This window comes from Serratia sp. 22278 (assembly GCF_052045405.1).
Lineage (GTDB): Bacteria > Pseudomonadota > Gammaproteobacteria > Enterobacterales > Enterobacteriaceae > Serratia > Serratia marcescens.
Map to the genome: position 1 here is coordinate 41083 of NZ_JBQEOW010000004.1, position 13576 is coordinate 54658.

A 13576-nucleotide genomic window follows, 5' to 3' on the forward strand; every position below is an offset into this window, starting at 1 on the left:
ATGCTGGAGCAGATGGGGAAGGCCGCCAAGCAGGCCTCCTGGCAGCTGGCGGTGCTGAGCACGGCGAAGAAGAATCAGGTGCTGTCGGTGATGGCCGACATGCTGGAAGCCAACAGCGAAGCGATCCTGCTGGCGAACGAACAAGACATGGCGCAGGCGCGTGCTACCGGCATGAGCGAAGCGCTGCTCGATCGCCTGCTGTTGACCCCGGCGCGGCTGGCGGCGATCGCCAACGACGTGCGCCAGGTGTGCCGCCTGAACGATCCGGTCGGCCACGTGCTGGACGGCAACCTGCTGGACAGCGGGCTGAAGCTGGAGCGCCGCCGGGTGCCGCTCGGCGTGATCGGCGTGATTTACGAGGCGCGGCCGAACGTCACCATCGACGTCGCCAGCCTGTGCCTGAAAACCGGCAACGCAGTGATCCTGCGCGGCGGTAAAGAGACGCACAACACCAACCAGGCAACGGTGAAAGTGATCCAGCAGGCGCTGGAACAGTGCGGCCTGCCGGCGGCGGCGGTGCAGGCGATCGACAGCCCGGATCGCGCGCTGGTGAACGAACTGCTGCGCCTGGATCGCTATGTCGACATGCTGATCCCGCGCGGCGGCGCCGGCCTGCACAAGCTGTGCCGCGAGCAATCGACCATTCCGGTGATCACCGGCGGCATCGGCGTGTGCCATACCTACGTGGATGCCAATGTCGATTTCGACAAGGCGCTGACGGTGATTGAAAACGCCAAGATCCAGCGCCCGAGCGCCTGTAACTCGCTGGAGACGCTGCTGGTGAACCGCAGCATCGCCGCTGAGTTCCTGCCGGCGCTGAGCGCCAAAATGGCGGCGGCGGGCGTGACGCTGCACGCGGCGGAAAACGCGCTGCCGCTGCTGCAGGGCGGCCCGGCGACGGTGGTGCCGGTGAATACGGAGGATTACGACGACGAATGGCTGTCGCTGGATCTGAACGTGCTGCTGGTGGACGATATCGATCAGGCCATCGATCACATCCGCACCCACGGCACTAACCATTCCGACGCGATCCTCACCCGTTCGCTCAGCAGCGCCGAGCACTTCGTGCGCGCGGTGGACTCCTCGGCGGTGTACGTTAACGCCAGCACTCGCTTCACCGACGGCGGCCAGTTCGGCCTGGGCGCAGAAGTGGCGGTGAGCACCCAGAAACTGCACGCCCGCGGTCCGATGGGCCTGGACGCGCTGACCACCTACAAGTGGATCGGCTACGGCGACGATCTGGTGCGCAGCTAAGGCCGCATTGCGGTCATAAAGAGGTCAGGGCGCAGCATGCTGCGCCCTGATTGTTTTTGGAAAAGGGAGATTGCACGACAGTCTGGTTGCTTGCAAAACAACCAAACGCCTCGGCGGCTATTGACTCATTTCGTGCACGGGTCTACCTTGTTCAACGCACTTCCGGCTTGCCCTGCAGGCCCGGCTCGATGCCGATATAGCTCAGTTGGTAGAGCAGCGCATTCGTAATGCGAAGGTCGTAGGTTCGACTCCTATTATCGGCACCATCCTCTCTTCCTGTAAAGTCCGTATTTATCCATAAACACTCTGTTTTAAAAAGACATTATGATTTTTTTATCCGTATTAGTCCGTAATGTTCCAGTGGAATCCGGTCTCTAATGTGTATAGGATTGCGTATATGTTCCTGTTCGGTCTTGGATTCCTATACACATGCCTTTAAACGATATGCAGATTATGGTGAGGATATTCCTTCCTTAAATAATTAGTGCTCATTGCCAATTTTAGTTAAACCAACACGCTTGCAAGGCATTGATTGCGTGTGAAATTAATCGCGGTAGTGATTTTTATATCTATTAGAGGCCACATAAACAGAGTGTTTTGTAAATCTCGAAAATATAAGGCGGTCTGATGCTATACTGTGTGATTTAGCTGATAATTCATTTATAAACAGAAAGCTCTCCTTCAGGCCGAGTCTTAAACCTACGATGCATCCATAGATATTGTTCGGGGGCTCGGCAGATTTCCTTTTCGATAATTTTATTTATGTAGTTTGCTGCTATAATCTCATCACCTTTGGGATAATCTAAAAGCGGAGAGCTGATAAACATACGATAGCCCTTTTTATTACTAAGTCGGATCATGCTCAAAGTAATCAAGTCCGCTCTTGCGAGTTTCGATAGAACAAAAGTTCCGTTCGTAGTGGCTGCATTTTTAACGCAGAAGAAAGGCGCAAAAACACTACCCTCGGGCCCATAATCCTGATCAGGTGCAAACCAAACAGCCTCGCCGGCTTTCAGTGCCCGGACAAACCCAAGTAAATTGCGTCGATTAATCATTGCTTTGTTTGAGCGCATTCGACCTTTAGTTTGTATCCATTCCATAAGCAGATTATTGTGTGGACGGTAAGTAGCCATCATTGGATGGCATACCCCCATAACTCTTCCGCATAATTCAAGGGACATGAAGTGAACGCCTAAAACCATTACGCCTCGGGTAGCTTTCGTTAGATTTTCAATACCTTCAACCTCAAACCATTTCCTCACCCTGGCATCACTCCAAAACCAAGCCATACCAGTTTCCATCAACCCTAACCCCAAGGAAACAAAATTTTTTCTGACCAGCTGATCCCGTGCTTTTGTTGTCATTTCCGGGAAGCAGAGCTCTATATTTTTGTCGGCAATGCGCCCGCGCCTTTTAAGAAAAGGTCTAGATGACCTCCCCAGAGTAGAACCTAATAAATGCAGTGCCGGATAGGGAAGTTGGACGATAATCCAGAGCAAACCTAGCCCAAACCAGGTAATCCAGTAACGGGGATGGAGTAAAGCCTTTGTAAAATGTTGTGACATGTTTTTCCTTAACTCGACCCGAAAATTAAATATATAGTTTGTAATGTATAAATAAAACTATGTCTTTAGCATTACATACTACTTAGACAATGGTGTTGTGTTTAGATTCAAAATATAAATTAGTCGGCGCATAGTGGTTGCAATCATCCTTGTCATTATTCTTCTGGATGTTTCATTAGCCTGATTTCGTTTTTTACAACTCGAAATGCATTAATCACATTCATAAACTCAGCAGGGAGTCATTGGCTTTAACTATCCATATAGTATACGGTTTCTCTTTATTCTTGAGCTATGAGAGCAGAACCAAGCAACAAAGTAATATTTTGTGATATAATACCCTTCCATGAGAAATTTATAATGAAATCAGAAGACACCCTTGACTGGTACCCTGCACAGTTACCCCCAGTGAAAATTATCCTTGGTGAGGCGGTGCTGGCCGTGGGAAAACAAGGCAGGCCGATTAACACCCGAACGTTGCTTGAATACCTCCAGGTAATGCAACTCAAACAGAAAAGACGAGATGATAAAGTCGTAATGCAAACCGCAATCGAAGTTCTCAGGGACAATCAGCGCATTAACGGCAGGCTTTAATGTGCCTTTTAAGGCAGTATCAGTTTTGAATAATTTCAACCGTATGATTTTTCCCATCATCCCGCAAAGGAATGTTGTCGCCAGGCAGTACGATGCCATCCAGTGTGACACGATACTCTCCCTCTCCGCGTGAAACCATAATCTGATACTGGCTTTCACCATGTTGATATGACATCGAAAAAGAGGGCCACTCATCCGGCAATCTGGCATGGACAGTAAAGATAGCACCGGAGCGTTTTATACCCAGAAATTCCTCGGTAAGTAAGCGGTAGGCCCAGCCTGCGGAACCGGTATACCAGCTCCATCCCGCTCGTCCGGTATGGGGAGCGACACTATAGACATCAGCACTCATGACATAAGGCTCAGCCTTATAAATCCCGACCGAGCCTGCATTAAGGGTATGATTTATCGGGTTGATCATTGACCAGAGTTGCCAGGCGCGTTCTGCATTTCCCATCCGTGCAAATGCCATAACGGCCCAGATGGCGCCATGTGTATACTGCCCCCCATTTTCCCGCACGCCGGGCAGATAACCCTGGATGTAACCCGGGTTAGGTCCATGACCATCGAATGGTGGTGTTAACAGCCTTATCAACCCGCCATCGTTATCTACCAGGTGCTTATCCAGCGCCTGCATGGCCTGTGCGCACCGTCCCGTGCTGGCAGCCCCGGACAATACAGACCAGCTCTGCGCAATCGCATCTATCCGGCAGTCCTGCGAGGCTTTCGATCCCAGGGGAGTACCATCGTCAAAATAACCGCGCCGGTACCATTCGCCATCCCAGGCGTGGGTTTCGAGATTGTTTTGCAGGTGTAAGGCCTGCGAACGACACATCAAGGCGATACTGTCATCCTGCCTGCGCTCTGCCAGTGCGGCAAACCGCTGCAAAATGTCATACAGGAAGAAACCCAGCCAGACGCTTTCACCTCTGCCTTCGATACCAACCCGGTTCATCCCGTCATTCCAGTCACCTGCCCCCATCAGCGGCAGGCCATGCTCACCGAACCTCAGTCCATGTTGAATCGCTTTGACGCAGTGTAACCACAATGTCTCTTCGGTGCCGCTGACGACCGGCGTGTCATAGATAGACTCTTCACCGGGCTGGAGCAGGCGACCTTCCAGATACGGTATGCGCATCTCCAGCACATCCATATCCCCCGTCGTTTCCACATAGTGGCAAACGGCAAGCGGAAGCCACAGGTAGTCATCAGAACAGCGGGTACGAACCCCGCTGCCGTGTGGAGGGTGCCACCAGTGTTGCACATCTCCTTCGATAAATTGCCGTGATGCGCACAGCATTATCTGTTCGCGCATTCGGTTCGGATCGGCATGACTCAGTGCCAGCGTATCCTGCAACTGATCGCGAAAACCAAATGCACCGCCGGACTGGTAGTAACCACTGCGAGCCATAAGGCGACAGGCTACGGTCTGGTATAACAGCCAGCCGTTGACCAGCAAATTCACAGATGTATCAGGCGTATTAACCACGATTTTATCGAGCACATGGTGCCAGTAGTGGTGAACGCGGTTCAGCTCCAGGCGGGCCGCATCCTCATTGAGATAGCGGGTAAGCATCTCCTGAGCCTGGGCATGATTATCTGCCGCGCCAAGGACAAAAATAAACGTTCTCTGGTCCCCGTCAATAAATGTAGCCGCTGACTGGACGGCTCCACAGGGATCGAGGCCGGCGCCGGTTTTACCCGAGAGTCTGCGCAGTTTCATGGTGGATGGGCTGCGCAACGAACCGTTACGGCCAATAAACTCCCGGCGATCTCCCATCAACGAACAATAATTACCGCTGACGGCAAAAAATGCAGTGCGCTCGCCACCGTTGTCACCGTAAAAGTTATTTGCCATCACACCGCAACCGCCAGGGATACTGGCAGCATGTGTCACGATATGAGGGGCGGAGCGGATTCGTGACTCTCCGAGCGTCCACTCCACGTAGCCCGTGACGGACAGTTTACGAGTGCGTCCCGAATTGTTACTGAGCGTCAGGATTGCAAGTTTAACCGGGGCCTCTTCGGCAACAAATACCGTCAGCTCACTGTCTATACCACTCTCCCGATGGGCAAATACGCTGTAGCCAAAACCATGGCGTGTCAGATAATCCCCTTGTCCGCGCGTAGGTAAAATCGTCGGTGACCAGCACTCACCACTCTCTTCATCACGCAGGTAATACGCCTCACCGCTACGATCGCTCACAGGATCGTTCTCCCACGGCGTTAACCTGAATTCATGGGCATTCTCATACCAGCTATAGGCCTGCCCCGCATCCGAAATCACACTGCCAAAACGGGCATTCGCCAGTACATTTGCCCAAGGGGCGGGCGTTGACTCATTTTCCCGGAGCACAATCTGATATTCCCGGCCGTCATGAGAAAATCCGCCGTACCCATTGAAATGGCGCAACTGGCTGGTATCGGGGGCCCAATCGGTATGTTGGTTACTCTCCGAAACAATATGCGGAATCAACGGTCTGGCCGGAGGTTTTGGGGTGTGAATACGCTGGTTAAGCTGTTCATTAATTCCACCCGCACGGTCATCGAGGTAAAGACAAGCCACGCTCATCAGCAGCAGCTTATCCTCAGTGGTGAGGTGCTCGCCATTACGCACAAAAAGGCCGCCCGTTTTATCCAGCAGACTGGCTTCTGACCCGGCATAAATTAAATCCATAATCTGATTTTGCAATCCCTGCTGGTATCCCCCTGGGCTGTTATTCAAGATCACCAAGTCCACCTCCAGCCCTTTCAGCCGCCAGTATCGGTGTGCCTGAATCAGGGTGGTGACGGAGGCGACGCCTTCCTCGCTGGAAATGCTGAGCAGCACTATCGGCAGATCACCTGAGATTGCCCAGCCCCACAGGCCGGACTGACCACGCCGATTATGGCTGATGGTTTGGCCCTCGGCACGCAACTCCTGACTGGGATAAAGTACTGCGCTGGCAAGACGATTAAACAAGGTGGCATCATCTTCACTGGCGTTCATCTGACGTAATACCACCAGACTATGCGACCACGCCAGTTCAAACACGCGGTCAGCGATAGGATAGTCGCGATATTTTTCGAGCAATGCCAGGCTTTGCTGGCGGCTTTCACTAATGCCATAAACGATATCAATCGTAACCGGTTGTCCAGGCTGCAGGATGATGGCGTGACGTATCGCCAGTATAGGATCCAACACTGAGCCCGATGTGTTGCTGAGCGCTCCGCCTTGCTCGATGGCCCGAGCATCGGCTGGGCTTCTGCCTCGTCCAAGGAACTCTGCCCTGTCTGTTTCAAACGAGACGCTCTTATGGTGACCGCCATGCACCACCATCATGTGAAACAGGCAAGGGCTCGACTCATCCGGCGAGCGCGGGCGCCGGTGGCAGAGGATAGCATCACGTTCAGGATCAAGCTCGGTCTGGATAAACAAATTGCTGAACGCTGGGTGTGCCAGATCGCTGGCATCAGACGCCAGTACCACTTCGGCGTAGGTTGTCAGTTCCAGGGAGCGCGGCTGGCGGCCCCGGTGCACCAGGGTGATCCGTCGTAGTTCAATATCATCCTCCGGGGAGACAACAACCTGGGTTTTGACGCTGAGCGTCCCGAAGGTGCGCCTGAATTCCGCCCCCGCATCGGTAAATATCACTTCTTCGTCGAGCCCGATAGCGTTGCCTGTCGGTTGCCAGGTATTGCTCCATATCTCACCCGTCTGCATATCGCGGATATAGCAGAACGTTCCCCAGTTATCCCGGGTGGTATCACTTCGCCAGCGCGTTAGGGCAATATTATTCCAGCGACTGTAGCCTCCCCCGCCAGCCGTCAACATCAGATGATAATGGCTGTTGGACAACAGCTGAATTTCCGGAACCGGGGTGTCCACCCCGTTGAAAATACGAGGTTCATAGCGAACGGGTTTGACCCTTCCTTCATGAGATTCAAAATGACGACGCGGGCTGTAGAGATCGACCGCATCCGGCACGCGCTCCTGTAACAACAAACTCGCTGACTGGAAGAGCGTGCTGGACATAAATCGCTCAGTCATGGGGGCGTCAAGCAGCACGTGGGCGAGCGCCTGAAATGCCATGCCTTGATGATGTGCCATCCAGGACTGCACTACCGCATACAGTTGACCGGTTGCAAGGCGTGAAGGGGTATAATCCAGCGCTTCATAGAAGCCATACTCACCCTGTGCGCCATTTTTTTGCAATCGGAACAGGTTTTCACACGCTTTTTGCGGTGAGACCATCAGCGCCAGCAGGGTGGCGTAAGGGGCAACCACCATATCATCGGCAAGTCCCCGACGCAGACCGAGCCCTGGCACGCCAAATGCCTGATACTGATAGTTTTGCTGAACATCAAAAGCATGATAGCCAGACTCTGATACTCCCCAAGGCACCCCACGCTCTTTACCCCAGTGTATCTGGCGCATCACCGCCGACTGGCTCATCTCATCAAGCAGACTGCCTGGCCACGTGGGCATCACCAGATTAGGCATCAGGTATTCAAACATCGAACCGCTCCATGACATCAGGGCTGTTTCATTGTCTATGGTGGTGAACAACCTCCCCAGCGCGTACCAGCTTTTGAGTGGCAACTGATTCGCCGCAATGGCGAGGAAACTGGTCAGTCGGATTTCAGATGGGAAAAGATCGTAATGGCTTTTGTCTGACGTATTCGTGTCACAGTTGTAACCGACACTGAGCAGACTGGTTGCCTCACTGTACAGAAAGGCGAAATCCATCCGAGCATGGTCATTCAGCCGTTGTTCAAGCTCGGCGATAATTTTCAGCCGCATTTGAGCTTGCGCCGTCACGGACGCCGGAGGCGTTCCTTCTCCGGTAAATGTCGCACGGGCCAACCAGTTCAGCGTCGGCAGCGTCTGTTTGTTCCAGGACGCTGGCAACCAGTCGAGTAGTAGCGACCATTCATGACCAAGCTGCACCAGCTGATTTTCCAGATGTTTTGTCCAGCGTACCTGAAGGTGGGAGTCTTGATGACATTGCGTTGTAAGGTGGTTGCACTGAGTGCGCATTTTTTTCAGTTCGCTGAAAAGCGCTGGCGGAGACAGTGACACCGCACTTTGGCAGTGTTTGCGCAGTAGCCGCAAAGCGGTAGGCGCGCTTGAGCCCCAATGTTTCTCTAGAATCTCCAGCGTATCGTTCAGCCCGGCCAGCATCTGTTCGATGTTTAAAACAGGCTGATGGCGCATGGCAGATAGCCCTTCACGCAATGTCAGTAAATGACCCGCCATATTGCCACTGTCGACACTTGAAACGTAGCGTGGGCTGAGCGGTGCCAGCGTACGGGTGTCGTACCAGTTATAGAGATGTCCCCGGTAGTGTTCCATTTTGTCCAGCGTATCAAGCGTTAGCGAGACGCGCTGCAATACCTCCCCGCCGGAAAGATAACCAAAGTCCCAGGCCGTCAGATTGGCCAGCAGGGAAAGGCCAATATTGGTAGGAGAGGTACGGTGAGCCACTGTCGGTTGCGGTATTTCCTGATAGTTGTCAGGCGGAAGCCAGTTCTCTTGTGCCGTGGCAAAGGTCTCAAAAAATGCCCAGATTTCACGGCTTGTCTGGCGTAGCAGCCGTTTTTGCTCTTGGTTCGGCGAAAAGGCCTTACGAACGGGTTGGCGGCTCAACCCTTTCATCAGCAGGGGAGCCAGGCACCATAACACACTGACCGGCAAAGCGATCGCCAGCAGCTGCGGCGCAATATGTACGGTCAGAATGGTGAGTGCCACTCCGCCAGCGACGTTCAGCCACATAGCTTGGTAGAAACGGCCAACCGAAGTTCTGGCCTGATTGTCGTCCGGACGATGGCTGACCCACTGGCTGAGATTGCGCTGGCTAACGCCCAGACGCCATAGCGTCACGATAATCGCATACAATGAATATCCGGCTTCGTGCGGCAGTATCGCAAAATTAAGCCCGATGCCTGACAGACGCTTCAGCGCCCCTGAAGCTACCAGCAACAAATGCGGTTTCAGGTGGCGGCGAAGGGGCTTATGCAGCAGATCATAGAGGATGCTCAGCATCGCAGGTAACAGCCATATCAGCGCCAGCACGCCAAGCCAATAAACCGGATTAGGCACCCAAAGCAGTGTCAAGAACAGCAATACCAGTAAAGAGGGGGCGACGAGACTGCGGCGCAAATTATCAAACAGTTTCCAGTAAGAGAGTGCGGATAGAGGATTCTTATCCCGGCTTCCATCCGCTTTTCTGACGCGCAGTTTCAACCAGTTCAGCAGTTGCCAGTCACCCCGGATCCAGCGTGAGCGGCGTGCCACATCCGAAAGGTAATTATTGGGGTACTGTTCGTAGAGTAAAACTTCACTCAGCAGCCCCGAACGCGCGTAGCACCCTTCCAGTAAATCATGGCTGAGAACCAGATTTTCAGGACAAACGTTGGCCGTGGCTTGAACAAAGGTATCGACATCATAAATCCCCTTGCCCACGAACGATCCTTCCCCAAAGAGATCCTGGTAGATATCGGAAGACATCATGGAATAGGGGTTATTGCCAGGTGCGCTGCTGCGCATGGCCGCGTATCGCCCCTGGCCATTATGCGGCATCGCCTCCGCCAGTCCGGGCTGTAGAATGCCGAATCCTTTGACCACCCTCTGGCGTACCGGATCATACTCTGGCTTATTCAGCGGATGCGCCATCGTCGCGACCAGCTTGTGTACCGTATCGCGCGGCAGCACCGTGTCGCTGTCCAGCGTAATGACATATTTTATATAGCCCGGTAAAAGATGAGCAGGCATGTCTGCAACGCTGACAAATTGTGCCGCAGGATGGCGTAGCCAGTCGTTTAACAACGCCAGTTTGCCCCGCTTGCGTTCATAACCCATCCAGGTCCGCTGAGAAGGGTTCCATTCAGGCTGCCGGTGCAGCAGATAAAAACGAGGGTGTCGGGATGGATAGCGGCGGTTAAGCGCCTGCATATCGGTGATCGCCTGTCTGAGGAGGGCTTTGTCTGCAGGCGCTTGTTTATTTTCTGCATCGGCAAAATCGGTGAGCAGAGCGAAACAGATGTTTTCGTTTTGATTCCCCAGCCAACATACTTCGAGACTGGTGAGGAGTTTGCTGAAGCTTTCGTGACTTGTCAGCATGCAAGGGATGACGATCATGGCTGCACTATCTACGGGAATACCGGCTGAAAAGTCCATCCTCGGTAATGGGCGGGGGATTCGAAAACGAGTGGTGGCATCGCTGAGCAGATCACTTGCTAATTGGCTAACAGCAATGACAAGAGGCAATGCCACAACGATCGGCAGCCAATACGTTCCTTGCTGCGCAGTTTCATGCAATACCCCGGCCACCGTTGCTGTGGTCAACAAACTCAGGCTGCCAAGCCATGACAGCAGGGATATTCTGTTGAAACTGTGCCGCAGGCGTATAAACGTTGAGGTGTCAGCCAGCAGATGAATTTCCAACTTCTCTCGACCTTCGCCTACCAGATAATAGCCAATGTGGGACTTCGATGTGTCGGGAGCGTTCTCCCTGGTAAGAGCCAGTAACCGGCTGGCTACCTCAGGCTCACTGAGGCCGCTATCTCTGGCCAAAATCTCAATGACGTGGCGATAATGATCCCGAGTATCAAAGTGCATTTGGGGATAAATACCGGCAGGATCACCGCGTAATACCTGTTCAACGGTGCTTATCGCCTCAGCGAAATCAGCCCAGTTCGTTTCGCTCAGTAAACGCAACCCAGCGATGCTGTTACTGACTGAAAGCTGACTGGCAGCGAGCTGTTGATTGAAGCGATGAATCAGTGCCTCGGTTGTGATCCCCTGTTCCGCCAGGCACTGGTCAACCCAGGTCAAAGGCAACGACACCGCATTGCCATGCCCCTGCAGACGCCGTACTAACTCCGCGACAAATGCACTGCTCAACGGAGGACGTGAGCGCGCCATATCGGCGACTACCATGATTAAGTCAGCGGGAGCATTCTCTGCACATTCGAAAATTCTTGTTATCCACGCATCTGCCAGGTTTCGTTCCCGCTGAGCCTTTACGACTTCCATGCTGATGCGGCGAAGATTTTCAATCAGAGCCAGGCGCAGCATGCCCGGTAGGGCCCAAACTTCGCCCAACGTCAGTGGGGTGACCTGTTGGTAGGCCGTGATATAGCTGGTCAGGCTGGCAGTGTCCCAGCGGCCATCGCCGTGCGCAATGGCTTCCGATGCAATATCATAAATTCGCGGACAATTCTGAGGCGATATTAGGGATGGGAGACCTTTGCCGAAGCTTTTCGGCAAGTGTTGGCGAACGATGCGAATTTGCTCCTCAATAAGGTAGTAATTATCCAACAACCACTCCCCGGCAGGCATAATGCTCGCTTTTATACCTGAGTTAAGCTCGTAGCAGTTCTGCGTGATAGCGGCCTCATTGTTGCCGAGCCTTTTGAGAAGGTAGTAGGGAAGCTTATTTGGAGATAATTTATGGGCACGTGCCAACTTTTGGCCGTAACGTTCCATCTGAGATGTTGAAAACAACTCTGATCGTACCGCCCCCTCACCTGCAGGATCGTTAGCGGCAAGCGGCGATCGTTCGGTTTTTTTTGCCAGAATTCGGGAGTGGCTAAACCATTCCCTGGGGTTCATTTTCATAGAGTTGCTCAGTTGCGACGTTAATGCGCAGGAGCAGTTGCGAAATCAGTTCAGAAGCGTTCTCTCAGGATGGATGTAAGCCATCCGGGATTTAACAGCTGCTTGAATATGTCTTAGGCGTACTCACAAAATTTAGCATCACCATGTATCAGAGTTTAGCGTGACTTGACAAATAGCGCTTTACATTCAGGGCAAAGCATTGCTTGTTTCAGTCGAAGCTTGCTAACCGCCTGAGATGACTTGAATCCACAAACAGGGCAAATTACAGCAGATCTAGATATGCCGCCGATGTACTTCATTGCGTAATCGATAAAAGACATATGGATTAACCTTTCAATGAATGAGATTTATCATATCATTAACGGTCGTTTTTTGTACTGTTAATGTTTTTCTTTTATTATAGTACATAATTATCATATGCTTATGTTAAGCATTAGCCCGAAATTATAAAATATACGATGTCAATCAAGTCAGGTTGCAAGAAAAAATTGTATTTTACTGATTTTTACTTCCTGGAACGTTTTACAGCAACTTTTCAGCAGCAGCAAAAATCTCGTCGGATGTTAAATCACGATCAGAGGCGACATGAACAATTGTGTGGTCACCTGTCCGAGAAGCTAATCCCGCCGTCATTATAGGTAATTGTACTTTCTCTCCATTCGGATAAGAGCGTGAAATTGTTTTTACGCCGTCCTGAAGCTCAGTGATACAAGATGGAGCAGAATTAAAAAAAATAATGACTTTTATCATGACGTTACCTTGTTGATGGATGCGTATTTATTACAAAATATTTAGTGGGGTATTAATCGTCCAAAAACAAAAGTTATAGCCTCCTTATCAACATAAAAAGCTATTTCAATGTGATATATATTATTAAATTCCTACTTGGGTGTGAGAAGTCAGAATAGTACACTAATCAAAAAAGGTAGATTGAAACATTAGCTATAGGGGCTGAATATATGACTCATTTAAACCGACATTTTCTGCGGTTTACTTTTAATAACTTAGTCTTACACCCTTATTAAAGAGATAGCAATGTTTATTTTTAGCCGTCTAAAAGGCCAGGGTGAATGTGTAAGATTGAGATGGTTTTTTTATTCATTTAATGTATACTTAAGGCTGTTTTCATCTTATAAGGTTGTTCTTTGTTCCAAAAAATGACAGGCATCATCAAAATATTTGATAATAAAACAGGTAAAGGATTAATTATCCCCTCTGATGGAAGAAAAGACGTACGAGTACACATTTCAGCATTATCATCACGTGAAACTCAAACAATCACCCCTGGAATTCGAGTGGAATTTAGAAGAGTGAATGGGCTTAATGGGCCTACGGCAGCAAATGTCTATCTTTCCTAACATCATTAGAATTATCTTCATTAACAGTAACATGATTAAAAATCCACATCCAATACTTGGTTAATAATTAAGTCTATAGAGAGACTCACTCCACCTTTTTAATTTTTCAGGCCAATATGAGTTAAGGTGGTTAATAAAAATAATTTGCTCATCATCCGTCCACCTTCCCTCGAAATATTTGTCTCAAGAGTGATTCAGAATGCTAT

7 protein-coding genes and 1 tRNA gene are annotated in these 13576 nt (G+C 51.2%); 4 read left to right on the forward strand and 4 right to left on the reverse strand.

Annotated elements, in window-relative coordinates; all coding sequences use genetic code 11:
- Both proA and ACTJJ6_RS10015 read left to right on the forward strand, forming a co-directional pair.
- Positions 1-1254: a glutamate-5-semialdehyde dehydrogenase gene (gene proA, locus ACTJJ6_RS10010; protein ID WP_164053711.1), complete on the forward strand. Its 1254-nt coding sequence runs from the start codon at positions 1-3 to the stop codon at positions 1252-1254.
- Positions 1255-1444: 190 nt separating this feature from the next.
- Positions 1445-1520 (forward strand) — tRNA-Thr (locus ACTJJ6_RS10015).
- Between the two features lie 390 nt (positions 1521-1910).
- Here the strand turns inward: ACTJJ6_RS10015 and lpxP are convergent.
- Positions 1911-2819: a kdo(2)-lipid IV(A) palmitoleoyltransferase gene (gene lpxP / locus ACTJJ6_RS10020; RefSeq protein WP_075205901.1), complete on the reverse strand. Its 909-nt coding sequence runs from the start codon at positions 2817-2819 to the stop codon at positions 1911-1913.
- Positions 2820-3176: 357 nt separating this feature from the next.
- On the opposite strand from lpxP, the gene ACTJJ6_RS10025 reads away from it, so the two are divergent.
- Positions 3177-3410 (forward strand): hypothetical protein, encoded by a 234-nt coding sequence (locus ACTJJ6_RS10025; RefSeq protein WP_016929262.1) that lies wholly within the window; start codon positions 3177-3179, stop codon positions 3408-3410.
- A gap of 19 nt (positions 3411-3429) precedes the next feature.
- On the opposite strand, the gene ACTJJ6_RS10030 is transcribed toward ACTJJ6_RS10025, so the two are convergent.
- The 3 genes from ACTJJ6_RS10030 to ACTJJ6_RS10040 form a co-directional block, all read right to left on the reverse strand.
- Positions 3430-12012, reverse strand: a complete 8583-nt coding sequence (locus ACTJJ6_RS10030) for a GH36-type glycosyl hydrolase domain-containing protein (protein WP_440801287.1) — start codon at positions 12010-12012, stop codon at positions 3430-3432.
- Positions 12013-12167: 155 nt separating this feature from the next.
- Positions 12168-12332, reverse strand: coding sequence for a YnfU family zinc-binding protein (locus ACTJJ6_RS10035; RefSeq protein WP_216606217.1), 165 nt, complete (start codon positions 12330-12332; stop codon positions 12168-12170).
- A gap of 202 nt (positions 12333-12534) precedes the next feature.
- On the reverse strand, positions 12535-12762 hold the full coding sequence (locus ACTJJ6_RS10040) for a hypothetical protein (protein ID WP_128868729.1): 228 nt from the start codon (positions 12760-12762) through the stop codon (positions 12535-12537).
- Positions 12763-13157: 395 nt separating this feature from the next.
- Here ACTJJ6_RS10040 and cspF point away from each other — a divergent pair, with 395 nt between their 5' ends.
- On the forward strand, positions 13158-13370 hold the full coding sequence (cspF, locus tag ACTJJ6_RS10045) for a cold shock-like protein CspF (protein WP_072022372.1): 213 nt from the start codon (positions 13158-13160) through the stop codon (positions 13368-13370).
- Positions 13371-13576 lie beyond the last annotated feature (206 nt).